A 25,553-nucleotide genomic window follows, 5' to 3' on the forward strand; every position below is an offset into this window, starting at 1 on the left:
TGGCGGGTGCGGCTGCCGCGCGCCTGCAGCTCGGCCAGAGCCTGCTTGTAGCCGGGCATCGGCTTGCCGTCGGAAGGAATGTGGATCGTCTTGCCGTTCGGAAAGACGCAGGCGAGCTGGCTTCGCGTCATGCGCGGCCAGTGGCGCACATTGCCTGTATCCATGTGCACGAAGGGCGAGCCGGAGGTCGGATAGTAGCCCACGCCGCCCACCTGCATGCGCAGGCCGATGGCGCGCAGCTTGGCGAGATTGGCGTCAAGAATGAAGAAGTCCATCGCCTTGCCGCGCATGTGCTGGCTCTTCTTCGCAACCCCGCGAGAGCACTTGCGCAGCATGTTGTTGGTTGCCGGAGACCGATAGCCGGAGACCACGTGAATCTCTCCGTGCGAACCCGACTTCTGGTAAACTTCCCAGACCAGGTCGAACAGCTTGGGATCCATGTTAGTGGATTCGTTACGCCGCCAGTCGCGCAGGAACTGGTTCAGTTCGCGCAAACCCGACTGGATGTAACGGCCGTTACGCTTGAAGGTGATGGTGGCGTGTTCGCCGGTGTGGTTGTTGTAGAGCTTCAGGGAGCGGATCTCGGCCTCGGCCGCCGGAGCAAACCCGGCGAAAGACGCGAGAATAACGGCAACGCCGAGCAAAAGGGTGTGCGCCGCGGCACATAGCGGGAAGCGGAGCAGATACTCGCTCAATGTCTTTCTCGCATTCTGCCGCGAGGCGGCGACCTGATATCGCCGACCATTCGGACCCGGCACCCTACCCCCCGAGTATTACCTTAAAGTACGACAGACTCGGTTAACGAGTATTTACCGTATTTCGAACCTGCACGGAATCGCCGCCAAACGACTGAAAACCCTGACGTTCTCGTCGAGAACTTGCCCGGCATCGCAAAGAAGATCGCAACATTTGACAGATCAAAGGATCCGGAAACCGGGCTTGCCCACGAGACAGGCAGTCACACGACACGTCAAGCAGGCAATTTTGCGGCAGGGAACCCACCGGCCGTTTTGCCGCAGCCCGCTATTCCGCTGCGTCCTGGCCGTTCGTCGCTTCCAGGCCGTAGTCCTTCAGCTTGCGATACAGTGTGGACCGTCCGATCCCCAGCCGCCGCGCGACCTCCGCCATGCGCCCACCATAGTGGTCGATAGTGGTCGATCGCGGTGACGATCATGTCGCGTTCCACGCTTTCCAGCGTCTGAACATGGCCGTTCTTGTCGAGCGCACGCAGGAACCCGAAGGGCACGGAGCCATCGGCCCCCCTGGCCGACCGCCTCGCCCGTCCCACCATAGGAGGAACTGCTCACGGCCGGCTCGCCGGCGATCAGCGGCGCCTCGATCTTCGGCTCCTGAGACCGACGCTCGTCTCCCCCCGCGTGCGGCGCAATGAGCCTGGATCTGGGGAAAGTCGTCCAGCCTCAGGCACATGTCGTCACACAGGACAACGGCGCGGAAGATCGCGTTCTCAAGCTGGCGGATATTGCCCCGGCCAGTCATAGGACTGCAGCAGCGCCACCGTGTCGGGTGCGACCGTCGCGATCTTCGACTTGTGCTCTTCCGCGGCAAAGCGCGCCAGAAAATGCCGAGTGAGTTCGGGAATGTCCTCCAGCCGGTCGCGCAGAGGCGGGATCCAGACGGGAAAGACATTGAGCCGGTAATAGAGATCCTCGCGGAAGCACCCTTCCTTGACCAGATCCATCAGCCGCCGGTTGGTGGCCGAGATCAGCCGGAAGTCGATCTTCTGCGGCCGCCGCCGCGCGCCGACCGGGTCGGTCTCGCCCTCCTGCAGGACCCGCAGGAGCTTGACCTGAACGTCGCTCGGCAACTCGCCGACCTCATCGAGGAACAGCGTGCCACCATGGGCCTCCTGGAACTTGCCGACATGCTTGTCGACCGCACCGGTAAAGGCCCACTTCTCGTGGCCGAAGAGAATGGATTCCACGAGGTCTTCAGGGATCGCGCCGCAATTGACGGTGATGAACGGCTTGGTGGCCCGATCGCTCTGGCCCTGGATGGCGCGCGCGATCACTTCCTTGCCAACGCCGTATTCGCCTTCGATCAGAATGGGAATATGCGAGGAAGCGGCGCGCTCGCCCAACCGGATGACGCGCTCCATGAAGGCAGACCGGGTGACGATGTCCTTGAAGGTGAGCGTCCCGGCTTCCGCCTTGCGGAAACGCACGACCTCGTCTTCCAGCGCGGAGACCTTCAACACATTCAACACATTGCGGATGGAAACTTCCAGCCGCTCCGGCCCGATCGGCTTGACGACGAAGTCCTGCGCCCCAACGCGCATGGCTCCGACCACCGTGTCGATCCCGGCCTGCGCCGTCTGCACGATCACCGGCGTGCCGTTGCCTTCCGCGTGCATCTTTTCCAGGACGGCGAACCCGTCCAGTTCCGGCATGACCAGATCGAGAATGACGAGATCGATATCGCTGCCTTCCGGTGCGCACAGCACCTCCAGTGCTTCCACCCCGTTTTCCACCACCCGGGCGGAATATCCGAAGCGTTTCACCGCCTCTTCAAGCAACCGGCGCTGAACCGGGTCGTCATCGACAATCAGAATACGTCCACTCATGCGATCACGCATCTCCCGCGCCGCTCCGCCCCCTTCGCGAATCGGCCGATCACGGCTGTATCATTTCGGGCCATGATGATCGTCATCGGTTAACAAACAGCCAAACTCGCCGCGCCTCCTGCACGTTACGTCATCCGGATACGCCCCCTGTTGGAAGCTGCGCCAATCCCTATATGCTCTTCCGCGATCCAATCTTTTTTGCGCCCCTTCAAGGCTGACGGGAGCAGTGAACGTTTCTTGCGGAGCCATCATGTCCTTTACCGATCCCACCCGTTCCCCGGCCGATGCCCTTGCCGCAACCGGCGACCTCGGCACCCTGCCGGAATGGAACCTCGCCGATCTCTATCCCGCCATGGACGATCCGACCGCGAAGGCGGATCTCGAAAAGTCGGTCGAGAACGCGCGTGCTTTCGAAGCGGTGAACAAGGAACGGCTGGACGTCCTGGCGCGCAGCGACGCGAACGCCCTCACCGCGGCGGTGAAGGATTACGAGGCGCTGCAGGAATTGCACGGATCCCAAGCGCCAGAAATTCTACGGCGACGTGCAGGACAAGCTGACCACCGCGGGCACGCATCTGCTGTTCTTCGGACTGGAACTCAACCGCATCGAGGATGCAGTGCTCGATGCCGCGATGGAGAACGAGGCCCTCGCCCACTACAAGCCGTGGTTCGACGACATCTGCAAGAAGCGCCCCTACCAGCTTGAAGATCGGGTCGAGCAGCTCTTCCACGAGAAGTCGGCCACGGGACGCGGCGCCTGGAACCGGCTTTTCAACGAGACCATCTCCGGGCTGAAATTCGACGTCGGCAGTCAGTCGCTCGGCATGGAGGCCACGCTGAACTTCATGCAGGATCCCAACTGCGAGAAGCGCAAGGAAACAGGCGAGGCGCTGGCGAAAGTCTTCGGCGAGGACCTGTCCACCTTCACGCTGATCACCAAATACGCTGGCCAAAGACAAGGAAATTTCCGACCTTTGGCGCGGTTTCACCGACGTCGCCGACAGCCGCCACCTGGCCAATCGGGTGGAGCGCGAGGTGGTCGATGCGCTGGTCGACGCCGTGCACGCGGCCTATCCGCGCCTGTCGCACCGCTACTATTCCATGAAGGCGAAGTGGCTCGGTCTCGACACATTGATGCACTACGATCGCAACGCCCTGCTTCCCAAGGCCGATGATCGCAAGATTCCGTGGGATGAGGCCAAGGCGACCGTTCTCAACGCCTATTCGCGTTTTTCGCCCGACATGGCGGGCATCGCCGAACGGTTCTTCGACAACAACTGGATCGACGCGCCCGTGCGCCCCGGCAAGGCGCCGGGCGCCTTCGCCCATCCGACCGTGCCGAGCGCTCACCCCTATGTGCTGGTCAACTACCAGGGCAAGACGCGGGACGTGATGACGCTGGCCCATGAGCTGGGCCACGGCGTTCATCAGGTGCTGGCGGGCCCGAACGGCGCGCTGATGGCGCCGACCCCGCTGACGCTAGCGGAGACGGCGAGCGTCTTCGGCAAAATGCTGACCTTCCGCTCGTTGCTCAATTCCGCCAAGGACGACCACACCCGCAAGATCATGCTCGCCTCCAAGGTGAAGGACATGATCAACACGGTGGTGCGCCAGATTACTTTTTACACCTTCGAGTACCGCGTCCATCTGGAGCGCCGCGAGGGCGAACTGATCTCGGATCGTCTGGGCGAGATCTGACTCGACGCGCAGCGCGAGAGCCTCGGCCCCGTCTTCACGTTTGCAGACGACTACGAGACCTTCTGGACCTACATCCCGCACTTCATCCACCGCCACTTCTACGTCTACGCGACTGTCTCGTGAACTCGCTCTACGCGGTCTACGAGGAGGCGGAGACGGGCTTCCAGAAGAAGTATTTCGAGCTTCTGAAGGCCGGCCGGCACCAAGCACCACACCGAGCTCTTGGCGCCCTTCAGGCTGAAGGGCGCCGATCCGGCCTTCTGGAACAAGGGGTGTCGATGATCGAGCGGATGATCGACGAACTGGCGGCGATGGACTGAGAGATCGAAATAAGCGGTGCGCGCCTTGGCGCGCACTGATTTCTGGATTCCGGATCAGCGTTCGGCTGATGCCTCACTTGTCCGGAATGAGGGATTTGGGGCTGAGTTGTAAGCATACGCCAGTGTCGGTAATTGCTCGCATATTGGACGCGTGTGGTTACGTCTCTCCCCTTGCTCCTCATTCCGGGCGGTCTGCAGCGCAAGCTGCATGGCCAGACCAGGAATCCAGCGCGGCAAGCTGCGGCAAAGCCGCTCCGCTTCCTCTGGCTCCATCCCCCGCCGCATCTGGTCCTTGCGTCAACGATCAAAAGGCTCCTTAAAATGAGCCATGACGCTCAACCACACTCCTTATAACGATAACAGCTCCAAGCAGCCGTTCTCCGTCGACCTCGCCCCGCTCGATCTCGAAGACTGGGTCGAGATCGACGAGCGCCTGCCCTTCTATCTGGCCGAAAAGGCCCGCTTCTTCGCGGGTGACGAGACGGCCGTCTTCGGCGCCGAGGCGGATACACTGGAGGCCCAACGCGAGGTGCTAGACCGTCTTCTCGACCACCTGCCCCGCCGTTTCCCCGAGCTTTACGCCCTTGAAGGCGAGACGATCCGCGTCCTTGCGACCGGCGAAACCTATCGCACGGATGATTTCCCCGATGCACCGCTGAAGCTTGCCGCCCGGCTGGTGCAGGAGGATCTGGTGATCATGCGCAAGAGCGCGGAAGGCTATCGGCTCGTGGCGGGCGCGCTGTGCTTTCCCTCTTCAATGGTCGCTGAAGGAGAAGTTCGGCCAGGCCATGCCCGCCATCCACGACAACGTGCCCGGCTTCAACGACGGCCGCATGGGCGCAATCGTGGCGCGGATCTTCGACAATATCTCCGAAGGCTCGCCCGTCTGGCGGCTCAACTGGTCGCTATACGGCGGCGACGAGTTGCACCACCCCTCCGCCAAGTCGCTCGATGCGCGGGTGGCGACGGGGACATCCGAATCTGTTCGTGCGCGTGGAACGTCAGACATTGCGGCGTCTGCCGCGTTCCGGCAACGTGCTCTTCACCGTGCACATCCACGTGGACCCGATCACAGCCTTTGCCAAACACCCGGAAGGTGCGCATCTCGCCGCCGGATTGCGAAAGCAATTGCTGGCGCTGAACGAGGATCAGCTCGCCTACAAGGGCCTGACCGCAGAACGCAACCGGATTGCCGCAACGCTCGCCGATCTGGCAGGCGAGACGGTGTGAAAGGCGACGGGTCGTACCTGACGCTCGCACGCCTCCCGCACGCGCTCTTCCCCCTGAAACGCAAAACGGCCCCTCACGGGGCCGTCTTTCGTAAAGCATACGGAGAAACGCGTCCGCGCCGCGCGGTTACTCTTCAGCGCCGCCCTGCGCGATCATGCCGAGCGCATGCATGTAGAGATCCAGTATCGCTTCCTGTTCCTCGCGCTCATGCGGCTCCTGCTTCCGGAGACGCACGACCTGGCGCAGGATCTTCACGTCGAAGCCCATCGCCTTGGCTTCGCCGTAGACGTCCTTGACGTCGTCGGAGATCGCCTTCTTCTCTTCTTCGAGCCGTTCGATTCGCTCCACGAAGGCGCGCAGCTGGTCGGCGGCTACTCCACCCGTATCAGCCATGGTGAGAGGTCCTTGTCCGGTTAACGGAATCGGCGCAGCGGGATCGCGCGCCGGGAAAACGGCTCGCTTGGGTGCCAGAAACAATGTGGCCGGTCAAGGCGGCAATGCGCGGAAAACACCGCATAACCCGCCCCGGGCCAATGTCCAGGTCAGTGCGACGGCTTGCTCGTCTCGAACGCCGCCTTCTGTTCGGCATTGGCCTCGCTTTGATATTTCGCCTTCCATTCCCCATAGGGCATGCCATAGACAATCTCGCGCGCGGCCTCCTTGGAAAGACCCAGCCCCTTCTCGCCCGCCGCATTCCGATACCAGTTCGACAGGCAGTTGCGACAGAAACCGGCGAGATTCATCAGATCGATGTTCTGAACATCGGTGCGCTCGCGCAGGTGAGCGACGGGCCGACGAAAGACCGCCGCCTCCAGCTCGGTGCGCATTTGCGGATCGATATCGGGCGCTGTGTCGCTCATGAAATCCTCCTCAAGGCACAAAAGATCTTCGCCCTGACATCGTCCCGACGGGCAGCAACGTCAAGGCCGCAGAGACAGACCTCAACTCTCGTCCACCTTCGATCCGTAATGACGCACCACGTGCAGATCCTCGATCGCATTCAACTCGCTGAGGATCGGGGCTAGACGCCCAGCCCAATCCTCGGCCTCCGCCTCGTCACCGATGAGGTCCTGACGAACCTTGATCAGCGCATGGACAAGGCCAATCGAGGTACCGTGCTTGTACATGGTGTCGTTCTTGAAAGCGCCGAAATAGGGCTCGTTGTCGCCCACGATGAGCGCGGATCGCGTTTCAGCGCATCCATCAGCGGCACCGGCAGGTGTGGATCCTTGTCCCACAGGAGCCCTACATGCCAGGGGCGCGGCCAGTCGCGCCAGACAGGCGTGAAGGAATGCACCGGTACGATCGCCGGAACATGCCCGCTCTCTTCCATGCGCTGAAGCATCGCCGCAATCGCCGCGTGGTAGGGCTGATAGAACCGCGCGATACGCCGGTCCCGCTCCACCGCATCGATATAGGCGTTGTCGGGGATGAGCGCGCCGTCGGAAATCCGCATGACGATGGTCGGATCGTCCTCGCCGCGATTGGGATCAATCAGCAGGCGCGAGAAGGTCGCCCGCCTCATTACCGAGAATGATCTCAAACGGATCGAAAGTATCGTCGGAGGAATCTTTGGCGCGCGCAGAAACCGCCGTTGACGCGCTGTCACCGGAAAGGCTGTGCATGTCGGGTCCGAATTGGGATGACGTTGCCTATCGCTTGCCATAGGAATAGGCGGGTCGTCCAGCCCACATCGGGCGCGCTTGAAGCGAACGCCGCCGAAACATGCCACGACGGCTTTTTCAATCCATATTGATCGGACCCTTGCGCAATGTCGACTTCCTCCGAAAATTCCGCCACCCCGATGTCCGAGGTCGGCACCGTGACGATCGCCTTCGCCGCGCTGTTGCTGGGTGCAGTGGCGATGGGCGCATCGCCGGTTTTCGTCCGATATGCGGAGGTCGGCCCCTTCACCAGCGCGTTCTACCGTGCCACCCTGCTGGCCGATCTGTTCTTTGCGGGCGACCTGATCTTCTGGCACCTGGCCATCGTCAACACCACCATGGCCAATGCCACCTTCCTCGCCACCATGGCCCCGGTCTGGGTGCTGCTCGGCTCCGGCCTGTTCATCGGCGAGAATCCGGCCTGTTCATCGGCGAGAAGGTGACGAAACAGATGGTGGCGGGGCTCGCGCTGTGTGTCCTGGGCGCGGGCGCGCTGGTCGGCTCCAGCATCCGCATGGAGCCCGAACGCCTCACCGGAGACGTTTACGGCATCATCACCTCCGTCTTCTTCGGCGCCTATTTCTTCGCCGTGCGCGTCGCACGCCGCCGCGCGCATCCGGGCCTCATCCTCTATCGCTCCACGCTGATCACCGCAGCCGCGCTGCTGGTTGCGGCCCTCGTGATGGAAAACGCCTTCCTGCCCGCGACCTGGACAGGCGCTGCCGCCCTCGTCGCGCTGGCCGTCATCAGCCATACCGGCGGACAGGGCCTGCTCGCCTTCGCGCTCGGCCACCTGTCGGCCGCCTTTTCCTCGTTGGTCATCTTCCTGGAGGCGGTGGCGGCCGCCTGTTTCGGCTGGCTGATCTTCGCCGAAACCCTCTCCGCCCTGCAATTTGCCGGAGGCGGCGCCATCCTGGCCGAAATATGGGTCGCCCGCCCCCACCACCGGGCAACCGCTGCCGTGCCGGGCGCGGAAGTGAGTTCCGATGCTCCGTGACGGACGACCTTACGGCAGGTTAACCGCCCTCTGGACACGACGCCTCACGCGTGTACCCTCACCCGCCATGAAGTCCTAGCGTCGTCACGAAAACGCGGTGGAACCGGTCAGGCAGGAGTGTCGGGGGGCTGCTGAGGATATCGCGGGGAATTGCGTATGGCCTTGATGCCGCCGCATTTCTCGGGCGGAAGGGCAGGGCGAATTTCACGCGAACGCTGCGTAGGTTTGATCGCGCACTCGGTGCCGACATCGCGACCCCGTCACGGGCACAGGATCGGAAACGGTCCCGACGCCCGATTGGAAACGCCTATGGGTTGTCAATGGCTTCCGATGCACTGCCGTTGACAAGTGGCCGCAACATTCGCAATAACAACGCTTTTCGCTGCGGACAAAACGAACACCGATGAGATCGTCCTGCATCACACATAAGGTTCCGCCGTTCCGCCTGAAAAAGGCGTTGGCCTGGGCATTTGCAATCGTCGGCACCGGACTGTTCCTGACCTTTGCCAGCGCGTCTCCGGCCTCTGCGGATCTCCGTCTCTGCAACAAGACCGAAAGCCAGGTGGGCGTCGCCATCGGCTATCGGGACAAGACGGAGTGGTCGACCGAGGGCTGGTGGAACATTGCCTCGAAAACTTGCGAAACGTTGATCCCCGGACACCTCTCCTCTCGTTATTACTACGTATATGCGATCGATTACGATCAGGGCGGAGAATGGGGCGGTCGTGCCTTCATGTGCACGCGCGAGAAGGAATTCACGATCCGCGGCATTGCGGACTGTGTTGCGCACGGCTATGAAAGAACAGGATTTTTCGAGATAGACACGGGCGAACAGCGTAGCTGGACGGTCCAGTTGACCGAGCCCGTACAACAGGAAACCGGCGGACGATGAAGCGCGATCGACGGGTCAAAATACTTGCCACACTTGGCCCGTCATCTTCCGATCAGACAACGATCGAGAAGCTTTTCAAGGTCGGAGCCGACGTCTTCCGAATCAACATGAGCCATACCGACCATGCGTTACTGAAGACGCTGGTCAAACGCATCCGCGCCGTGGAGGCGAACGTCGAACGTCCGATCGGCATTCTGGCGGATCTGCAGGGCCCGAAGCTCCGCGTCGGAACCTTCGAGAACAAGTCCGTCGTCCTGAAGGAGGGAGCCTCCTTCACGCTTGACGACGACACGACGCCCGGCACCGAAGAGCGCGTTCGCCTTCCGCATCCCGAAATTCTCTCCGCACTCGAGCCCGGCCACCGGCTGCTGCTGGACGACGGCAAGATCAAGCTCGTCGTCACCGAGTGCGACAAGGCCCGCGCCGTCACCCGCGTGGAGATCGGCGGCAAGCTGTCCGACCGCAAGGGCGTGTCTGTTCCCGACACCACCATTCCCGTCGGCGCGCTGACGGAGAAGGACCGCAAGGACCTCGACGCCGCGCTCGATGCCGAGGTCGACTGGATCGCCCTCTCCTTCATCCAGCGCCCCGAGGATCTGGCCGAGGCGCGCAAGGTCACGCGCGGCCGGGCGGGCATTCTCGCCAAGATCGAGAAGCCGCAGGCAGTGGAGCGGATCGACGAGATCATCGAACTGTCCGACGCTCTGATGGTCGCGCGCGGCGATCTCGGTGTGGAGATGCCGCTGGAAAAGGTCCCCGGCATCCAGAAGCACATCACCCGCGCTTCCCGGCGTGCCGGCAAGCCGGTGGTCATCGCCACGCAGATGCTGGAATCGATGATCACCTCGCCGGTCCCCACCCGAGCGGAGGTTTCCGACGTCGCGACCGCCGTCTTCGAGGGCGCGGACGCGATCATGCTGTCGGCTGAATCGGCGGCCAGTGATTTCCCGATCGAGGCGGTCTCGACCATGAACCGGATCGCCGAAGAGGTGGAGTGCGATCCGAACTACGCCAACATCATGCACTCCCAGCGCACCGAACCGGAAGCGACTGGCGCCGACGCTATTTCGGCCGCCGCGCGTCAGATTGCGGAGACGCTGAAGCTTGCGGCCATCGTCTGCTACACCTCGTCGGGCGCCACGGGCCTGCGCGCGGCGCGCGAACGTCCCACCACGCCGATCATCGCGCCCTCCCCGGTCGTGGCCACCGCGCGTCGCCTGGCGCTTGTATGGGGCACCCACTGCGTCGTCAGCGAGGATGCGAAAGACGAGGATGAAATGGTCGACAAGGCCAGTCGTCTTGCCTTCCAGGACGGCTTCGCCCGCCCCGGCCAGCGCATCATCATCACCGCAGGCGTTCCCTTCGGCACGCCCGGCGCGACCAACATGCTGCGCATCGCCTTCGTCGGCTCCGACGGCCTCGGCGGCATCTGACGCGATTTACCGACACTGTGATTGGGTTTGGCCGCTCGGCGAGTATTCGCCGGGTGTGACCGTGTGGGCTGAGTTCCGTGACCACGTTCATAAGTCAGTTCGCAACGTGGTCGGGACCAATCCGCAGGCGCCTTCTCACCTCCTCATGAGTCCGCCGTCATTGCCCGGCTAAGTCCGGGCAATCCAGCAGGTAGCAGCATATGTGGAGAGTGCTGGATCCCTCGGACTACACCGGGGGATGACGATCGAGAGAGCGGTGTCGGAGAAACAAGGCCCGCGCCCCGAGAGGAAGCCCATGAGCCGCAGCGAGCGACATACGCCCTAAAGCTCCACGCCGCCCGTAGACTTGCGCAGCTCTTCCACCGCCTTCTCCGCTTTTTCCTGATGCGGATAGATCTCGAGAATGCGCTCGTAGGTGGCCAGCGCCGCAGTATCCTTGTCGGTGGCCTGCTGGATGGCAGCGAGCCCCGCCAGCGCCCCCCAGTGGCGCGGCTCCAGCGCCAGCGTGCGCTCGATATCGACCAACGCCTTGCCCAGATGCCCGGCCATGAAATGCGCCGCCGCACGGCGGTTCCAGCCCGCCACATAATCCGGTTTGAACCGCACCACCGCATCGAGCAGGTCAAGCGCCAGTTCTGGCTTCTTCGCCGCCAGCGCAGCCGCCGCGCGCGCCATAAGCAGATCGACCGTCGCGCTGCCGGAGCGAATCCATCGCATCTGGATACGGTGCGCGGTCTGTGCGCGCGCCTGGCTGCCATCCTCTTCGCGCAGCATGGAAAACAGCGCATCGAGATCCGGCTCCTGCGGCTTAGCCGTCTTGGCATTGTCCTTGGCGGTATCGCCCCCCTCGGCCTGCGACCCGGCTTCGGGCAGCGGTACCTCGTCCGGATCGAGCGGGCTTTCCTCAAACAAGGGAAACTCCTCGCCGTCGAGATCGGGCAGATCCGGCGTCACGTCCAGCATGTCGAACTGAACGCGAAGAATCATCGACGGGTCGCGGAGCGCGGAAACGTCCGCAGCACCGGCCACGCCCGTCAGGCTGCCACTGAGGACAGCGGTGACAACAATGCGACTGAATGAAAAAGGAGCACGCATGGACAGATTATGCCCTGCCCGCAATGGGCGGTCAAAACCGCAAGGCTGCGTAGTCCGCCGGAGCGATCAATCTCGCGTGATCGCACAAACGCGAAAAGGCGCGCGAAAATCGCGCGCCCTGAAAACGATCGAACGAACCGGTCGGGAAAACCCGGCGGCGCAGCTTCAGCCCTGGCGAGCCTTGAAGCGGGGGTTCCGCTTGTTGATGATGTAGACGCGGCCACGACGACAAACCATGCGGTTGTCACGGTGACGGCCCATCAGCGCCTTGAGCGAATTCTTGATCTTCATCGTTCTCGTTCCCGTCTCGGGCCCGTAAGGGGCTGTCCTCGCCGCCCTACCGCTAGACAGAGCCAGATGTAACGTAATCAGGCGACGGCGAACCGTTGCCCTCCGGCATAACCTCGCTCCGCAGGGGAGGCGAAAAGACCGGAGAAATGGTGGGCGTGACTGGGATTGAACCAGTGACCCCTACGATGTCAACGTAGTGCTCTCCCGCTGAGCTACACGCCCGAAACTTGTCGGTTGCGACCGGCGCCGCAGTACCCTTCAAAGGGCTGTGTCCGGTCGGCGGGTTCGCGGCGTGACCGCCACGGTGGTGAGCGATGTAGCGGGGAACGATCCGCGGTGCAAGGCCGGAAATGCCCTTTTTCGAAGACGCTTGGCCCGACCACGCTCCTCCTGTGGAAAGCTTTTGCCCATCGTGCACGTGCCGGACGCCTCCTCAGGCGGCCAGCATCCGCTCCACTTCGCTCACCAGATCGCGCAGATGGAAGGGTTTGGACAACACCTTGGCATCTTTCGGCGCGTTCGAATCGGGGTTGAGCGCCACGGCTGCAAACCCCGTGATGAACATGACCTTGAGATCCGGATCGAGCTGAGTCGCGCGTCTCGCGAGCTCGATGCCGTCCATCTCGGGCATGACGATATCGGTGAGCAGCAACGTGAACGGCTCCTCACGAATCTGCTCATACGCGCTCATGCCATTATCGAAAGACACGACGTCATACCCGGCATTCTGCAATGCCTTGGCAAGAAATCTCCGCATATCATTGTCATCTTCCGCGAGAAGGATCCGCGACATTTCATACAACCGTTATTGGAAACCCGCCCATTCCGGGCCGCCAGATTCATTTTCATCCCATAAGGATCGATCTATGTAAACATCCGGTGAAATCGGAACATGACACATCGTGTTCGCGATTGGACGCCCGTCGGGGTAGACTGGAGGGAAGATCGGGGCTGGACTGGCGTGTCGCTTTGTGGGCAGCGATACCCTTGGCGACTAACGTTGCGGTGGGCAGGAAGGGGCCCCACGGCAGAAACAGCAGGCTCCGGATTTGTCGTGGCTCGAAGCAAGAGGTGAGGCGTGGACGGTCGTTTGAGCGAATATCTGGCTGACGCGAGCCTGAACATCATCGACGGGTTCAACGAAGAAACGTGTGTGGAACTCCTGCAGCCGGCACAGCAGCGGTTGCCGTTCGTCTTCAATTCTCCTCACAGCGGCCGCTCCTATCCCCGCCAGTTCCTGGAATCCTCGCACCTCGACACGCTGCAGATCCGCCGTTCGGAAGATGCGTTCGTCGATGAACTGTTTATGAGCGTGGTCGCGCTGGGCGCACCGCTCGTGCGTGCGCTCTTTCCCCGCGCCTATCTGGACGTGAACCGCGAGCCCTACGAACTCGATCCCAAGATGTTCCGCGGCCGCCTGCCGCCCTTTGCCAATATCCGCTCCGTGCGCGTGGCTGGCGGGCTCGGCACCATCGCCCGCGTCGTCGGCGAGCGTCAGGACATCTATTCCGGCCCGCTCGACGTGACCGAGGGGCTAGAGCGGATCGAAACCATCTACAAGCCCTATCACCGGACCCTGCGCCGCCTCCTGGCGGAAACGCATATCGAGTTCGGGCACGCCGTTCTGATCGATTGCCATTCCATGCCGTCGTCCGTGCGCGGTCACGACAGCCTGTCGCGTCCCGACTTCATCCTCGGCGATCGCTACGGCACGAGCTGTTCCGCAGACATCAGCGAGGCGGCCGCCGACATCCTCACCGGCCTCGGCTACAGCATCGTCCACAACCGGCCCTATGCGGGCGGGTTCATCACCGAACATTACGGGCGCCCCGCCAAGGGCCTTCACGCCCTGCAGGTGGAAATCAACCGCGCACTCTACATGGATGAACGCCTGCATTGCCCGCACGAGGGCTTCGACCGTGTCGCCGCAGACATGGCAACCTTCGCCCATCACCTGACGTCGATCCCGGATCACGGACTGCCGGCCCCCGCCATTGCAGCCGAATGATCATCTCCGAGACCCACCGCGACATGCCCCTTCCCGCCCCGCGCCTTTCCCCGGTACGGATCGCGGGTGACAGGAGAGGCAACACAGTGCGGACGTACAGGAATATCGAAGACAAAAAAGACCGCTCCCGATGGAGGCGGCCTGAAGTCTAGGGAGGAAACGACCAAGATAGGACCGCGATACGAACCCACATCGCGGTGTACAACCGCCCCCCGCATCGAACAAAAGTCAACCCGTACAAATTCCAAAAACGATTCTACATCGATCTTGGGGACGGGTAGCGATGCGATTGGAGCAGAACCCCACGTAAACCTCTAACCGCAGTTTCCGTGGCCAGAACAGGCAAAATTGCCGCACCTCGACCTTCCGCGACCCGATGTCAAAGGAGTCGCTCACACCGTGATGCGAAAAATGCATATCTGATATGAATAATTATCATGACTACATTTCCTTCCTCCACCGTCTTGCGGATGCCGCCGGCACTCCTGCTCTGGAGGGGTTCCGGGCATCGATTCACGTCGACAACAAGGGACGCGCGGACGCCCCGGCCGATGACGCACGCCGCTACGATCCCGTCACGGATGCGGACCGCGGCGCGGAACGGGTCATGCGCGACCTGATCGAGGCGACCTATCCCGATCACGGCATCATCGGCGAGGAATACGGCGCCCTGAACCGCGAGGCCGAACATGTCTGGGTTCTGGATCCCATCGACGGCACGCGCTCCTTCATCGCCGGCGTGCCGCTGTGGGGCACGCTGATCGGCTTGATGCGCGAGGGACGCCCGACGCTCGGCATGATGGCGCAGCCCTATATCGGGGAACGGTTCTTCGGCGATGGCCAAAAGGCCCATTATCGCGGCCCGCACGGCGAAGGCGCGATCAAGACCCGCGCCTGCCCGGATCTGTCCGATGCGATCCTCTTCACCACCACGCCCGGTCTCTTCAACGCCGAGGAACGCCCGCTTTACGACGCGGTGGAACACAAGGTGCGCCTGGCCCGCTACGGCACCGATTGCTACGGCTACTGCATGCTGGCCGCCGGTCAGGTCGATCTCGTCATCGAGGCGGGGCTGGAAACCTACGACGTCGCAGCCCTTGTGCCGATTGTGGAAGGAGCAGGCGGCGTCATGACCACATGGACGGGCGCTCCGGCAACGGACGGCGGCCGCATCGTTGCCAGTGGTGATCCCGCCCTGCACGAGCAGGTGCTGCGCGATCTCGCTCTCTGCCGGAGCTAGACGGAACGCCGGAACAGGTTGCCCACCCTTCGAGACGGTCGCTTGCGCGACCTCCTCAGGATAACGTTGTATGTGCTGATAAATTCAGGAATACCAACCGCGCGATACCCTCATCCTGAGGAGGCCCGAGGGGCCGTCTCGAAGGATGGGCCGCTTGTTCCACGCTTCCCGCTCGCCACTACTCCCGGCTTCCGGGAATGAACGCATCGAATGCGGCCCAGAACTGTTCGCGGAAGCGATTGGCCTCCATCATCAGCTCATGCCGCGCGCCGGGGATCTCGACATACCCCGCCGCCCGCATGCGCGAGGCCAGTTCCTCCGTCGCGGGACTGGAGACAACCCGGTCCGCCCCGGCGGCAACGAACAGAAGCGGCAGGGAAACCTGTGGCGCGAAGTCGTAGGCTCTCACGGCCCGCATGGCGCGGCAGGCGGCATTGAGCCAGCCGATGCTCGCCGGGCCCGTATCGAGTTCGGGCGCCTGCTTCAAAAGCGCCATTGTGCGCGCAAACCGCGCCTCGTCATGGGTCAGGGAATTGTCTGCAAAGGGCACGCTTCCGGGATCGGTATCGGTGACCTTCAGCGCCACTTCGGCCAGCCCTACGGTCATCATGATCGCCGACAACGGCCCCAGAATGCGCTGAGAATAGCCGAACTGACCAAGCCCGATCAACGGCGAGGCAAGAACCATGCGCTCGAAGATCGTGCGAAGACACACATGGCCGAGCAGCGCCACCAGACCGCCGGTCGAGTGGCAAAGCCCGTAATGCAGCCCCGGACAATCGGGCAGGCTCACCTGTTCCAGCACCGCCACGGCGTCGCGGACATATTCATGCAGATTGTACACGTAGCCGAGTCGCGGATTGGAGACGACCCGTTCCGAGCCCCCCTGCCCGCGCCAGTCGAAGGCAACCACCGCAAAGCCCCGTTTGCGCAGATCCTCGACCGTCTCGAAATATTTCTCGATGAACTCCGCCCGTCCCTGCAGGATCGTCACCATGCCCTTGAGCGGGGAGCCAACGGCGTCGAACCGTGCGAACCGGATCCTGCGACCGTCCTCAGTCGTCACAAAACCGGACGTGGCGCCCGCGGGTATCGGATTGTCGGGATGCGCGACGAGGTCCATGAACGTATCCGGGAGTCGGTCAGAAAACAGGTCTGAAACGGACCCGACCAAGCGACCCAGCCGCGCATGCGCGTTCCGCATCCTCGCCCCGTCCGGATTGCGAACCGCGCACAAGCGCACTGCTTGTCATAGCGAAGCCGCCGCCCTCCCACAACAGGAACCGCCGGTCTCCAGCCCATGTGACATCAAGCAAAGCGCGCGCCTCAGCGCGAATAAAACCACCCCGGCCGGCGAAACCCGCTCCACATTGAGAATGCGACCGTTGCGCGCGCCAACGACCACCGCCACCGCAATCCCTCGCCCGCTCACCGCCCGCGCCTCGTAGACCGCCCCTCTGCGGACCACCCGGCTCAACTTGTGATAGCCGCGCCGGTTCAGCACCACCACAACGTCATGACGGCTCAGGACACGAGACGAACTACCGTGTTTCTTCTTTGCCTTGCGATCATGCCGCTCGCGCTGCGGGCGGGCGTCATCGCGCTGAAACCGGGTCGGCACTTCGCCGTCGCCTTTGGGATCCAAACGCCCGGCAAGCAATATCGCTCCGGAACTACCCGGCAAGGCCGGGGACGCGACCGAGGTCCGAACCAACACGACCGACATAAGAACAAGTGCAAGCACCGGGACCCAGCGCCTGCCGCGCATCGTCTCAAGAATCCGGAGCATTGCGATTTTCCTTATCCATTCCGTGTCCGTCGTCTCGGCCCGGCCGTCTGTTCGCGTGTTGTTCAAGACCTCTCGCACAGTTCTGCGACGAGTGAACGCGCCTTCTCCGATGGGATCTTGAATCCGGTGAATTTCATTCCCATCTATTCTTCGCGGGTGCCCTAAGGGCCCGCTGAACGGTGTTTCCGTCTGGCCAATGACGGCAGGCGAAAAGAAGCATCGGCACGTTCTTCAACATAGGCACGTCGCTGATCAGGTTCTTTGTCGAAGAACGACGTTCAACCGATGAGTCGCTCAAAGGAGGACTATCTGATGCGTCATTTTGATCTTTCCCCCCTCTATCGCACCACCGTGGGCTTCGATCGCCTGTTCTCGCTGCTGGATAATGCGGGTAACGAGGCGAATGCGGGCTATCCGCCCTACAACATCGAGCTTACCGGCGATAACGCCTATCGCATCACCATGGCAGTAGCGGGCTTTTCCAAAGAAGATCTTTCCATCGAAGCCAAGGAATCGATACTCGTCGTGCAGGGCGACAAGGCGGAAGACGAGGCGGAGGAAGCGCGCATTCTCCATCGCGGTATCGCCGCACGCGCCTTCGAGCGTCGCTTCCGGCTCGCCGACCACGTGGAAGTGCGCGGCGCGAGCCTGAATAACGGCCTGCTGCATATCGATCTGGTGCGTGAGATCCCGGAGGCCATGAAGCCCCGCCGGATCAACATTCGCAACGGCAGCGAGACCGAAAAGCAGATCGAGGCCCCGGCAGCGTAACCGCGTCGCTTCGATCTGGGGACCGGACGCCCCGAACCGGCCCCTGACGAGACGCCCTGGACCTCCGGGGCGTCTTTTTTGTGTCGGGTTGGACTTCAGGACTGCCCGTCGCTTGAAATTGGAGCGGGGCCCCTCACCCCCCACCTTCGGCTCGATGACCACCTTCACGTCGCACGGGCGACCGAAATAGCGGGACGAGGTGATCAACACCGCACAGCCCGTGGCGGCATAGTCTGAGGCATTGTCCGCGTTGATCCCGCCGTGGCAGCCACCAGACAGGAAAACCCCAGCCGCTTCACCAGCGCCACGACCTCCGCCACGTCGGCAACCGGCATCTTGTCGAGTTGCAAGACTTCCGCGCCCGCGCGAGCCAGGGCTTCGGCGTCCTTCACGTTGTCGGTCTCGACAGCAACCTTCTTTTCCGGGATTTGCGCCTTGGCGCAGGCGACCCATTGCTCGACCGGTTCCTTCAGCAGCCGCCGGTGATTGGCAAAGGCCAGGAACGTTTCCGATAATCCCAGCCGGTGAATGCTGGCGCCGCCCGCCATCACCGCCTTGATGCTGATTTCCTTGGTGCCGGGAAAATTCTTGCGCGTGCACGCCACCGCAATGGTCGGATTGGTGCTGCGCGCCGCCTTCACCAGATGATCGGCCCGCGTGGCAATTCCTGCGGAATATTCCACCAGCGTCTGCGCCACCTTCCATGCCCGGTGGAGGGCTGCCGCCGGACCTTCCACCTCCAGAAAGACCTGCCCGGCTTCAAGCCGCGTGCCGCTGGTGAGCTTCATCAGGATTGTGCCGCCGCTCAGTTCCACCAACCGCGCAGCTTCCTCCGCCGAACTCAGAACCATCGGATCGCGGGCACGAAGCGACATCCGCGCCGGGATTTCGCCGATATCGAGGACCTCGGTCGTCAAGTCGCCGCACGGCACGTCCTGTGCCAAAAGCGCGTCGAGTTGCTCGTCGGTAAGGGTGAGCATGGCAGTTCTCTTCCTGTTGTCACGGGATGTCGGGAGCGACGCGGCGCGGGCGGGCGCGAAGGTGTTCCCGTTAACGGCGTGATGAGATTGGGCGGGGCGGCGATCATAGGCAGGCGACAGACATCCATTTTCCATCCGCAGGACGCGATCGCCAAACTCGAAGGCCTCGTCCAGGTTGTGAGTGACCATCAGCGTCGTCAGGCCCAGTCGGTCGTGAATCGCTCGCAATTCGCTACGAAGCCGCGCCGCCGTTTCCGGATCGAGGCTGCTGAAGGGTTCGTCCAGTAGCAGAAGCGAAGGTTCGGAGACGAGGGCGCGGGCAAGCGCGACACACTGTCTCTCTCCCGCTGATCATCTGCGGCCCGCGTTCGGCCAGAGAGGCAATGCGCAACATGTCGAGTGCGCGGAGATCCGGCTCAGCCATTCCGCCTTGGCAAACCGGCTGCGACGCAGGGCAAGGCGCAGATTTCCCGTGACGGTACGATGGGGAAACAGGCACAGATCCTGCGGCACATAGCCGATATTGCGAAGGTGCGACGGCAGGTGGGAGAATTCCATGCCGCCGCACTCGATACCGCCGCGATGCGGCATCAGCCCCGCAATGATCTTCAACAGCGTGCTCTTGCCCGCTCCCGAAGGCCCGATGATGGTGAGAAAGCATCCCGCTTCCACGGCCAGATCGATGTTGCAGAGAATACCTGCGCCCACTCCGCTCAGCGTAATCGCCCGTGCGCTCATGAGCGTGAAAGTCCCCTTATGACAAGAAGCAGGACAAAGGCGGTTGCCATCAGCAGTAAGGCGCAGACGACCGCGACCTCCGTCTCCCCGCCCCGGTTGCGATATTGAGGAAGAGCGCCATCGGCAGCGTTTCGGTGTGCATCCGGGTTGCGCCCGCTACCATCAGCGTCGCGCCGAATTCGCCAAGCGCCCGCGCCCAAGCCAGCACAATGCCCGCCGTGATCCCCCCGGCCGCCAGCGGCAGATCGACAGAAAAGGAAGAACGCGGACAGACGAAAGCCCGAGCGTGCCGGCAACAGCCCGATAGCCCGGATCGACCGCCCCAAACGCCGCCTTTGCGCTCCTCAGCACGAGGGTGGTGGCCACGAATGTCTGCGCCAGGACGATACCGGCCGGAGAAAACAGGAGCTTCAGCTCCCAGCCGGGCAAGCGGGGGAACCGGCGAATTCCGACCGATGACGAACAGCAGGCCGATGTTGGCGACAAGCGGCGGCATCACCAGCGGAAGATCGAGCAGAGTGTCGATCAGCGCCATGCCGCGCCATTTCCGCCGGGCGAGCAGATAGGCCGACGGCACGCCGAACAGGATCGCGATCACCAGCGAGATCAACAACGTCGTCAGCGACAGGCGCAGCGCGAACAGGGTTTCCGGCTCGCGCAACGCCGCCAGAAGCTCGGCAGGCGCCGGCCGCGCGCCGAGCCCCAGCAACACACCGAGAATGGCCAGCGCGACGATCGCCAGCGGCAGCGCGAGAACGAGATCAAGCGGTGCCGCGGTGGGCCACACGGCATATTTGCGCGCCACCCGCAAACCGCCTTCTAGTCCGCAGGCCGAAAGCCGAAGCGCTTCCAGACCTTGATGCCTTCCTCGGAACTCAGGCGCTTGGCAAAGGCCTCGGCCGTCTCACGATCCTTGATCGCCGACAGCACGACGACCGGCACCAGTTCGGCCGTATACCAATCCTCGGGGATCGGAACGACCGAGATCTTGTCCTTGTTCACCGCCACACCGCTGGCGGAAATGATCGTGGCATCGACGTCACCGTTGAATACATAGAGCGCGAGCTGCTTCACGGTCGCCGCGCGCACCGTGATGTTCGGCCGGATCTGTCCGCCATGCCGGAGTTTTTCAGGATGGTCTCGGCCCTCCAGCCCAGCGCCATCGCCTTGGGATCGCCAATGCCGAATTTCACGCCCGGCTTGGCGAGATCGGCGAAACTCTTGATCTCTCCCGACTTCGCCTTGGTCACCGCGAGCACCGGTCCGTGCTTGACGGCAATGCGTTGCGAGACGACCCCGCCCTTAACCTTCAACTTGTCGGCATATAAGGTCGATCCGGGAATGAACAGATCCCGTGCCCCGTTTCCTCGAAGCGGGCGAGGATCTGGCCGGAACCGCCGAATTCGAGCTGCACCTTGTTGCCGGTTTCCTTTTCGAACGCTTCCGCGATCGCACTTACCGGCTGACGCAGTCCGGCCCCGACATAAGCATGAAGATCCCCGGCAAACGCGGGGGATGCGGTTAAAACGATCAGACCGAGCGAGGCCACCAGGCGCGATGGCGTCATTGTCATTCTCCGTTTCACGGGAATATCCAAGATCGATATGTACCAAAGAGCATATAGGTAGTCGGTGCAAGTCCGCAATCGGGCCAGAGCCGGAAAACCGGCTGCGCCACGAAACGTCGCAGATTGATGGGAAAGAGAGAATGGAGGGGCGACGCCGGTTGCGTGTTGCCCATCCTTCGAGACGACCCTTCGGGTCTTTTCAGGATAACGTTCTGTGTGTTGCACGCGTCTTCAAAACCAGCGCCACGCTCAACATCGTCCTGAAATCCTGGCCCGAAACGCGCACATTTGCCCCCTAAGTGTCATCCCCGCGCACCTGGAAAACGCTCTCAGAGCAGCGCCACGAAGTTCTCGATATCGGCTTCGCTCGTGCGGAAGCTCGTGACCAGGCGGATCAATTCCTCTTCAGAATTCAACGCCTGATCGGGAGCCTGTCCGTCTGCGGGCCACTCGTAGAAGGCGGCTCCGGCTTCCCGCATGGCCTCGATGCGGTTCTTCTTCACGACGATGAAGGTCTCGTTGGCCTGCGGACGAGCGGGAAGCCACGCGTTGTCGCTTGCCTCCACCGCGTCGGCGAGCTTCTGGGCCATGGCGTTGGAATGGCGCGCCAGATCGAGCCAGTGATCGTCGGCGAGATAGCCTTCGAACTGCGCAGCGATGAAGCGGCTCTTGGAAAAGAGCTGACCGGCCCGCTTGCGCAGCCACGCAAGTTCGCCCGCCTTGTCCTTGTCGAAGACCACCACCGCTTCCGCGCACCAGCAGCCGTTCTTGGTACCGCCGAAGGACAGGAGATCCACCCCGGCCTTCCATGTCATCTCCGCGGGCGTGACGCCGAGCGAGACGAGGGCATTGGCAAAGCGCGCACCATCCATGTGAAGCGGAAGTGAACGCGTGTCGGCGACCCGCTTGATCGCGGCGATCTCGTCGAACTCGTAGACAGTGCCGATCTCGGTCGACTGGGTGATGGTCACCGCCTGCGGGCGACCGTTGTGCACGAAGCCTTCCGCAAACGCCGACATCGCCTTGGTGAGCCCGTCGGGCGTGATCTTGCCGTTCGCGCCTTGAATGCGCACCAGCTTGGAGCCGCCGGTCATGAATTCCGGGCAGCCGCATTCGTCGACCGCCACATGCGCCTCATCGTGGCAGAAGACCGCCCCGCCGGGCTTGGCGGAGATAGCCAGCGCCAGGCTGTTGGCGGACGACCCGGTGGCGACGAAGAAGACCGCCACCTCGCGCTCGAAGATTTCACTGAACCGGGTAACCACCCGGCGCGAGATGTCATCGTCGCCGTAAGCCGGCGCGAATCCATCGTTGGCGGAAGAAAGCGCGGCCATGACTCGGTCCGACGCTCCCGCCCAGTTGTCGCTGGCAAAGAACATGGGAAAATCCGTAGGCCCGCACCGCCCGCCGCGCAAGGGGGGAAATCAGCGCTCCTCACGTACCGTGTCGGAGACCCCTACCAGGGCTGCATCCGCTCGATGAACCGCCGCGCGAGCACCCTGTCGATCGAGAAGGCACCGGCCCTGTAGATCGTGAGATAGATCAGCGGAAAGAGCCACAGGAGCCGCTGGTCGGCGATGGGAGCATCCGGCGCCCGATCGAAAAATGCTCCGATCGCCACCGCTCCCACATGGTGTCCGGTCAGATCGACATAGGTCATCACACAGATGAAGACGGTGAAGCCGAAGCTCGCCAGCCGGATGAACAGTCCAAGGACGATGAGAACCGGCAGCAGGAATTCCGCCCACATGCCAGCCACGACGATCAGGCCATAGGGAAAGAAAGGGATGCGCGAGATATTGTAGCCGACCTGTTCCATCATGCCCGGCAGGATCTGCGCATAGGCGCCGACGCTTGGATGAATGAGCCCCTCGACCCCGGCCCCCACCTTGGTCATGGCGGAATTCAGGAAATAGAGCAGCAGCACGCTGGCAAAGATCGCACGTGTGGCAAGCCCCGGCAGCCAACTGGCCAGGAGACGCTGAAGTCGGGCAAAGAACAGAACATGCAGCCGAAAAATTCCGAAAGTCATCTTGTCTCCGTTCCCGTCTCACCCGCCAACCCAGCAAAGGTGCCTGCGTCCAGCATACCGGAAATATTCGCAGCGGGATCAAAGCTTTCAGCCTCAGTGAGCGCCGCATCGCAAACCTCCTGAAGCGTTTTCCCCTCAATCAACGCCGCCAGAAAGGCTGCCCCTCCCGGCGGCAGGACCCGAACTGCAACATCGAGACCGGGCCGCATGACCAGCACGCCCTGCCCGCATTCCGACATATCCGGCATTCCAGCCCCCTCATCGTAGCGATTCGCGGAGAAGATCGAGACCACGGGAAACCGCGAACGCAGTACCCGCGTCGCCGGATGCGGAACGAGACGCAGAACGGCAAGCTCATGCGGCGCAATCCGACCAAGCGCCCCGGCATCGAGCGGAGAAATATCGGCGGCGTGAGTGATAGGCCCGCATCCACGCCCATTCCAGACGCGCCACGTCGCCGAGATACGGATAAGGCGGCAAGCGGGGCAAAATCATCGAGAAAGGCGGGAAACTCTCCACCGTAGTCCAGCAGGACCGGAGAGCGCGGAGGATGGGCACGCACGAACTCTCCGCCGAGCGCCCGAAAATACTCATCGCCCAGAAGCCGCAGGATCGCGGGATAGACGGACATCAACACCTCGATCCGAGAAACGACGGCCGAATTTCGATGAACCGCGAACCCGCGCCCGGCCCCTTGGACATTTGCGGGCAGCGGAGCATCACGGTTCAGGAGTGCGGCGGCGAACCTCACCTCCGCCTCACCCGGCCGCGACACGAGGGTTCCCTTCGAAGCGGATCACATCGGAATGGCGCGCGAGAACCACGTCCGCTTTTTCGGCTTCCGCGAGCAGCACCGGCCATGCGGGGATTTCGGCATCCCATTCGATCAGCGTCGGCAACGGCCCCGACCGTTCGATCACCCACTCGTAGAGCCGCCACACCACGTCCGCCACGGCCCGGTCATGGGCGTCGATCAGAAAGGAACGGCCGTCCTCGTCCCATTCGGGCGCATGACCGGCCAGATGAATTTCGCCCACGAGCTCAAGCTGGAACCGGTCGAGATAGTTCTCCGCCGACCAGCCATGGTTCGTCGCCGACACATGGACATTGTTGATGTCGAGCAGCAGCCCGCAGCCCGTCCGCTCGGCGACTTCGGTGATGAAACCCAGCTCGTGCATCGTGCTGTCGGCAAAGGCGACATAGGTGGACTGTTTCTCCAGCAGCATCTGCCGGGCGAGCACCTCCTGAACCTCCGCAACATGCCCCGCCACCCGCTCCAACGTCGACCCATCATAGGCGACGGGCAGCAGATCGTTGAAATAGACGCCCTCATGACTCGACCAAGCCAAATGCTCGGAAAAGAGAGCCGGACGGTAGCGCTCCTCCAGGGTCTTGAGCCGGGCCAGATGCGCGCGATCGAGCGTATCTGTTCCGCCGATCGACAGCCCCACTCCGTGTAATGACAGGGGGTAGCGTTCGCGAATGGCGGAAAGTTGCGCATGCGGCGGCCCGCCCGCGCCCATGTAGTTTTCCGCGTGGACCTCGAAAAAGCCGATATCCGGCGCGGTTTCGAGGATCTCGGCCACATGGGCGGGTTTCAGCCCCGCCCCGGCCCGCCTCGGCATATCCGCGCAAGGCGCGGAACTGTGCGTCTCACGGCTCATGTCGCCTCCCGTCTTCGCCTTGATATGGCGCTTCTTGCGCACGCCCATCCTCCGAGACGCCCCGCCCCTCGTCACCCTTCGGGAACATCCCGCTCCAGTGCGACCAACGAAGCCTCGCGACCCTCGGGCAATTCCGTTCCGAGACACGAGCCCTTGGGAACGAGCTTCCAGGCATTGCCCTGAATAATCGACCTTGGACGTGCCCGCGCATCTCGTGCCCGGCCCGGCCTTGCAATCGTTCTGCCCGGCCAGCGATATGTCGTAACACTTCTCCTGCTCTTGAGCGGCCGCAGACACCGACGAGGCCCCGAGCGCGGTGGCAACCGCGGCGACCAGAGCTGCGGCGGTAACGGCCCGGGCGGGTCCGGCGTTGTCTGTCATTGATTCTCTCCCTCGAAGATCGGCAGCGCCTGGCCCTCCGGGCGCCCCACGATCACTCGGACGACAGCCTTCTGCGACCCGTTGCCCTCCTGCCGTTACCGGCCAAATGTGCGAAGAGGTTTGTTCAATGGGAAATCAAAGCGCCGTGACGCGGGCGCGAGGCCCCAGGGATCTCCACGCAT

The 25,553-nt window shown here is 62.7% G+C and carries 25 protein-coding genes, 1 tRNA gene and 8 pseudogenes; 11 read left to right on the forward strand and 23 right to left on the reverse strand.

Annotated elements, in window-relative coordinates; translation table 11 throughout:
• Positions 1 to 2: 2 nt before the first annotated feature.
• Both QNJ43_RS18330 and QNJ43_RS18335 read right to left on the reverse strand, forming a co-directional pair.
• Positions 3 to 644 (reverse strand): annotated as a pseudogene (locus tag QNJ43_RS18330) (DUF882 domain-containing protein); the annotation flags it as partial.
• Between the two features lie 379 nt (positions 645 to 1,023).
• Positions 1,024 to 2,581 (reverse strand): annotated as a pseudogene (locus QNJ43_RS18335) (sigma-54 dependent transcriptional regulator).
• A 250-nt stretch (positions 2,582 to 2,831) separates the two neighbouring features.
• On the opposite strand from QNJ43_RS18335, the pseudogene QNJ43_RS18340 reads away from it, so the two are divergent.
• The 4 pseudogenes from QNJ43_RS18340 to QNJ43_RS18355 all read left to right on the forward strand — a co-directional run.
• Positions 2,832 to 4,599 (forward strand): annotated as a pseudogene (locus QNJ43_RS18340) (M3 family oligoendopeptidase).
• Between the two features lie 328 nt (positions 4,600 to 4,927).
• Positions 4,928 to 5,278 (forward strand): annotated as a pseudogene (locus QNJ43_RS18345) (heme-dependent oxidative N-demethylase subunit alpha family protein); the annotation flags it as partial.
• Positions 5,279 to 5,387: 109 nt separating this feature from the next.
• A pseudogene (locus tag QNJ43_RS18350) lies at positions 5,388 to 5,480 on the forward strand (DUF3445 domain-containing protein); the annotation flags it as partial.
• A 70-nt stretch (positions 5,481 to 5,550) separates the two neighbouring features.
• Positions 5,551 to 5,628, forward strand: a pseudogene (locus QNJ43_RS18355) (hypothetical protein); the annotation flags it as partial.
• Positions 5,629 to 5,955: 327 nt separating this feature from the next.
• On the opposite strand, the gene QNJ43_RS18360 reads toward QNJ43_RS18355, so the two are convergent.
• The 4 genes from QNJ43_RS18360 to QNJ43_RS18375 form a co-directional block, all read right to left on the reverse strand.
• On the reverse strand, positions 5,956 to 6,222 hold the full coding sequence (locus tag QNJ43_RS18360; protein WP_300472013.1) for a DUF2312 domain-containing protein: 267 nt from the start codon (positions 6,220 to 6,222) through the stop codon (positions 5,956 to 5,958).
• A gap of 149 nt (positions 6,223 to 6,371) precedes the next feature.
• Positions 6,372 to 6,689, reverse strand: a complete 318-nt coding sequence (locus QNJ43_RS18365; RefSeq protein WP_300472014.1) for a DUF1244 domain-containing protein — start codon at positions 6,687 to 6,689, stop codon at positions 6,372 to 6,374.
• Positions 6,690 to 6,770: 81 nt separating this feature from the next.
• Positions 6,771 to 6,956, reverse strand: a complete 186-nt coding sequence (locus tag QNJ43_RS18370; RefSeq protein WP_300472015.1) for a hypothetical protein — start codon at positions 6,954 to 6,956, stop codon at positions 6,771 to 6,773.
• On the reverse strand, positions 6,914 to 7,354 hold the full coding sequence (locus tag QNJ43_RS18375) for an N-formylglutamate amidohydrolase (RefSeq protein ID WP_300472016.1): 441 nt from the start codon (positions 7,352 to 7,354) through the stop codon (positions 6,914 to 6,916). The genes QNJ43_RS18370 and QNJ43_RS18375 overlap by 43 nt, the downstream gene beginning before the upstream one ends.
• A gap of 246 nt (positions 7,355 to 7,600) precedes the next feature.
• On the opposite strand from QNJ43_RS18375, the gene QNJ43_RS18380 reads away from it, so the two are divergent.
• The 4 genes from QNJ43_RS18380 (at position 7,601) to pyk (ending at position 10,815) form a co-directional block, all read left to right on the forward strand.
• Positions 7,601 to 7,936, forward strand: coding sequence for a hypothetical protein (locus tag QNJ43_RS18380; RefSeq protein WP_300472017.1), 336 nt, complete (start codon positions 7,601 to 7,603; stop codon positions 7,934 to 7,936).
• Positions 7,933 to 8,490 carry a DMT family transporter gene (locus tag QNJ43_RS18385; RefSeq protein ID WP_300472018.1) on the forward strand — a complete coding sequence of 186 codons (558 nt, stop codon included), beginning with the start codon at positions 7,933 to 7,935 and terminating at the stop codon, positions 8,488 to 8,490. Before QNJ43_RS18380 ends, QNJ43_RS18385 begins: the two co-directional genes overlap by 4 nt.
• Before the next feature lie 457 nt (positions 8,491 to 8,947).
• A complete protein-coding gene (locus QNJ43_RS18390; RefSeq protein WP_300472019.1) occupies positions 8,948 to 9,382 on the forward strand; it encodes a DUF1036 domain-containing protein in 435 nt (144 codons plus the stop codon).
• Positions 9,379 to 10,815: a pyruvate kinase gene (gene pyk / locus QNJ43_RS18395; RefSeq protein WP_300472020.1), complete on the forward strand. Its 1,437-nt coding sequence runs from the start codon at positions 9,379 to 9,381 to the stop codon at positions 10,813 to 10,815. The genes QNJ43_RS18390 and pyk overlap by 4 nt, the downstream gene beginning before the upstream one ends.
• Positions 10,816 to 11,136: 321 nt before the next feature.
• On the opposite strand, the gene QNJ43_RS18400 is transcribed toward pyk, so the two are convergent.
• From QNJ43_RS18400 to QNJ43_RS18415, 4 genes are all read right to left on the reverse strand, one after another.
• Entirely contained in the window at positions 11,137 to 11,844 is a 708-nt protein-coding gene (locus tag QNJ43_RS18400; RefSeq protein ID WP_300472021.1) for a tetratricopeptide repeat protein, read from the reverse strand.
• A 231-nt stretch (positions 11,845 to 12,075) separates the two neighbouring features.
• A complete protein-coding gene (gene ykgO / locus QNJ43_RS18405; RefSeq protein WP_300472022.1) occupies positions 12,076 to 12,201 on the reverse strand; it encodes a type B 50S ribosomal protein L36 in 126 nt (41 codons plus the stop codon).
• 147 nt (positions 12,202 to 12,348) lie between these two features.
• Positions 12,349 to 12,423, reverse strand: a tRNA-Val gene (locus QNJ43_RS18410).
• Between the two features lie 211 nt (positions 12,424 to 12,634).
• Positions 12,635 to 12,994, reverse strand: a complete 360-nt coding sequence (locus tag QNJ43_RS18415) for a response regulator (RefSeq protein WP_300472023.1) — start codon at positions 12,992 to 12,994, stop codon at positions 12,635 to 12,637.
• A 333-nt stretch (positions 12,995 to 13,327) separates the two neighbouring features.
• Between QNJ43_RS18415 and QNJ43_RS18420 the strand changes: the two genes are divergently transcribed.
• Together QNJ43_RS18420 and hisN are read left to right on the forward strand one after the other, a co-directional pair.
• Positions 13,328 to 14,209, forward strand: a complete 882-nt coding sequence (locus tag QNJ43_RS18420) for an N-formylglutamate amidohydrolase (RefSeq protein ID WP_300472159.1) — start codon at positions 13,328 to 13,330, stop codon at positions 14,207 to 14,209.
• Between the two features lie 424 nt (positions 14,210 to 14,633).
• Positions 14,634 to 15,449, forward strand: coding sequence for a histidinol-phosphatase (gene hisN, locus QNJ43_RS18425; protein ID WP_300472024.1), 816 nt, complete (start codon positions 14,634 to 14,636; stop codon positions 15,447 to 15,449).
• Positions 15,450 to 15,627: 178 nt separating this feature from the next.
• On the opposite strand, the gene QNJ43_RS18430 is transcribed toward hisN, so the two are convergent.
• Together QNJ43_RS18430 and QNJ43_RS18435 are read right to left on the reverse strand one after the other, a co-directional pair.
• Positions 15,628 to 16,572, reverse strand: coding sequence for an alpha/beta hydrolase (locus QNJ43_RS18430; RefSeq protein ID WP_300472025.1), 945 nt, complete (start codon positions 16,570 to 16,572; stop codon positions 15,628 to 15,630).
• A gap of 126 nt (positions 16,573 to 16,698) precedes the next feature.
• Positions 16,699 to 17,070 carry a hypothetical protein gene (locus QNJ43_RS18435; protein ID WP_300472026.1) on the reverse strand — a complete coding sequence of 124 codons (372 nt, stop codon included), beginning with the start codon at positions 17,068 to 17,070 and terminating at the stop codon, positions 16,699 to 16,701.
• Between the two features lie 480 nt (positions 17,071 to 17,550).
• Here QNJ43_RS18435 and QNJ43_RS18440 point away from each other — a divergent pair, with 480 nt between their 5' ends.
• Complete coding sequence (locus QNJ43_RS18440) at positions 17,551 to 18,009, forward strand: Hsp20 family protein (RefSeq protein ID WP_300472161.1); 459 nt, start codon at positions 17,551 to 17,553, stop codon at positions 18,007 to 18,009.
• A gap of 203 nt (positions 18,010 to 18,212) precedes the next feature.
• On the opposite strand, the gene modD is transcribed toward QNJ43_RS18440, so the two are convergent.
• The 11 genes and pseudogenes from modD to QNJ43_RS27385 all read right to left on the reverse strand — a co-directional run.
• On the reverse strand, positions 18,213 to 18,989 hold the full coding sequence (gene modD, locus QNJ43_RS18445; RefSeq protein WP_300472163.1) for a ModD protein: 777 nt from the start codon (positions 18,987 to 18,989) through the stop codon (positions 18,213 to 18,215).
• Positions 18,990 to 19,172: 183 nt separating this feature from the next.
• Positions 19,173 to 19,727, reverse strand: a pseudogene (locus QNJ43_RS18450) (ATP-binding cassette domain-containing protein); the annotation flags it as partial.
• A 49-nt stretch (positions 19,728 to 19,776) separates the two neighbouring features.
• Entirely contained in the window at positions 19,777 to 20,532 is a 756-nt protein-coding gene (locus QNJ43_RS18455) for a hypothetical protein (RefSeq protein ID WP_300472027.1), read from the reverse strand.
• A gap of 14 nt (positions 20,533 to 20,546) precedes the next feature.
• A complete protein-coding gene (locus tag QNJ43_RS18460; protein ID WP_346433043.1) occupies positions 20,547 to 20,915 on the reverse strand; it encodes a substrate-binding domain-containing protein in 369 nt (122 codons plus the stop codon).
• A complete protein-coding gene (locus QNJ43_RS27375) occupies positions 20,798 to 21,040 on the reverse strand; it encodes a substrate-binding domain-containing protein (RefSeq protein WP_346433037.1) in 243 nt (80 codons plus the stop codon). The genes QNJ43_RS18460 and QNJ43_RS27375 overlap by 118 nt, the downstream gene beginning before the upstream one ends.
• Positions 21,037 to 21,294, reverse strand: a complete 258-nt coding sequence (locus tag QNJ43_RS27380) for a substrate-binding domain-containing protein (protein ID WP_346433038.1) — start codon at positions 21,292 to 21,294, stop codon at positions 21,037 to 21,039. Before QNJ43_RS27380 ends, QNJ43_RS27375 begins: the two co-directional genes overlap by 4 nt.
• A gap of 329 nt (positions 21,295 to 21,623) precedes the next feature.
• Positions 21,624 to 22,673, reverse strand: a complete 1,050-nt coding sequence (locus QNJ43_RS18470; RefSeq protein ID WP_300472029.1) for a low specificity L-threonine aldolase — start codon at positions 22,671 to 22,673, stop codon at positions 21,624 to 21,626.
• A 77-nt stretch (positions 22,674 to 22,750) separates the two neighbouring features.
• On the reverse strand, positions 22,751 to 23,326 hold the full coding sequence (locus tag QNJ43_RS18475; protein ID WP_300472030.1) for a DoxX family protein: 576 nt from the start codon (positions 23,324 to 23,326) through the stop codon (positions 22,751 to 22,753).
• Positions 23,323 to 23,574, reverse strand: coding sequence for a hypothetical protein (locus tag QNJ43_RS18480; RefSeq protein ID WP_300472031.1), 252 nt, complete (start codon positions 23,572 to 23,574; stop codon positions 23,323 to 23,325). Before QNJ43_RS18480 ends, QNJ43_RS18475 begins: the two co-directional genes overlap by 4 nt.
• A gap of 510 nt (positions 23,575 to 24,084) precedes the next feature.
• On the reverse strand, positions 24,085 to 24,990 hold the full coding sequence (locus tag QNJ43_RS18485; RefSeq protein ID WP_300472165.1) for a DUF692 domain-containing protein: 906 nt from the start codon (positions 24,988 to 24,990) through the stop codon (positions 24,085 to 24,087).
• A gap of 220 nt (positions 24,991 to 25,210) precedes the next feature.
• Positions 25,211 to 25,371 (reverse strand): annotated as a pseudogene (locus QNJ43_RS27385) (DUF2282 domain-containing protein); the annotation flags it as partial.
• Between the last annotated feature and the right edge of the window lie 182 nt (positions 25,372 to 25,553).

Origin of the sequence: Breoghania sp. (genome assembly GCF_030066895.1) — a bacterium.
Lineage (GTDB): Bacteria > Pseudomonadota > Alphaproteobacteria > Rhizobiales > Stappiaceae > Breoghania.

Excerpts from the sequence above, each read along its gene's own strand:
- QNJ43_RS18375 (WP_300472016.1), bottom strand. The coding sequence starts at position 7,354 with ATGAGGCGGGCGACCTTCTCGCGCCTGCTGATTGATCCCAATCGCGGC.
- QNJ43_RS18360 (WP_300472013.1), bottom strand. The coding sequence starts at position 6,222 with ATGGCTGATACGGGTGGAGTAGCCGCCGACCAGCTGCGCGCCTTCGTG.
- ykgO (WP_300472022.1), bottom strand. The coding sequence starts at position 12,201 with ATGAAGATCAAGAATTCGCTCAAGGCGCTGATGGGCCGTCACCGTGAC.
- QNJ43_RS18380 (WP_300472017.1), top strand. The coding sequence starts at position 7,601 with ATGTCGACTTCCTCCGAAAATTCCGCCACCCCGATGTCCGAGGTCGGC.
- QNJ43_RS18370 (WP_300472015.1), bottom strand. The coding sequence starts at position 6,956 with ATGTACAAGCACGGTACCTCGATTGGCCTTGTCCATGCGCTGATCAAG.
- QNJ43_RS18415 (WP_300472023.1), bottom strand. The coding sequence starts at position 12,994 with ATGTCGCGGATCCTTCTCGCGGAAGATGACAATGATATGCGGAGATTT.
- QNJ43_RS18480 (WP_300472031.1), bottom strand. The coding sequence starts at position 23,574 with ATGCCGGATATGTCGGAATGCGGGCAGGGCGTGCTGGTCATGCGGCCC.
- QNJ43_RS18430 (WP_300472025.1), bottom strand. The coding sequence starts at position 16,572 with ATGGACCTCGTCGCGCATCCCGACAATCCGATACCCGCGGGCGCCACG.
- QNJ43_RS27380 (WP_346433038.1), bottom strand. The coding sequence starts at position 21,294 with ATGACGCCATCGCGCCTGGTGGCCTCGCTCGGTCTGATCGTTTTAACC.
- modD (WP_300472163.1), bottom strand. The coding sequence starts at position 18,989 with ATGCTCACCCTTACCGACGAGCAACTCGACGCGCTTTTGGCACAGGAC.
- hisN (WP_300472024.1), top strand. The coding sequence starts at position 14,634 with ATGAATAATTATCATGACTACATTTCCTTCCTCCACCGTCTTGCGGAT.
- QNJ43_RS18485 (WP_300472165.1), bottom strand. The coding sequence starts at position 24,990 with ATGAGCCGTGAGACGCACAGTTCCGCGCCTTGCGCGGATATGCCGAGG.
- QNJ43_RS18440 (WP_300472161.1), top strand. The coding sequence starts at position 17,551 with ATGCGTCATTTTGATCTTTCCCCCCTCTATCGCACCACCGTGGGCTTC.
- QNJ43_RS18365 (WP_300472014.1), bottom strand. The coding sequence starts at position 6,689 with ATGAGCGACACAGCGCCCGATATCGATCCGCAAATGCGCACCGAGCTG.
- QNJ43_RS18470 (WP_300472029.1), bottom strand. The coding sequence starts at position 22,673 with ATGTTCTTTGCCAGCGACAACTGGGCGGGAGCGTCGGACCGAGTCATG.
- pyk (WP_300472020.1), top strand. The coding sequence starts at position 9,379 with ATGAAGCGCGATCGACGGGTCAAAATACTTGCCACACTTGGCCCGTCA.
- QNJ43_RS18475 (WP_300472030.1), bottom strand. The coding sequence starts at position 23,326 with ATGACTTTCGGAATTTTTCGGCTGCATGTTCTGTTCTTTGCCCGACTT.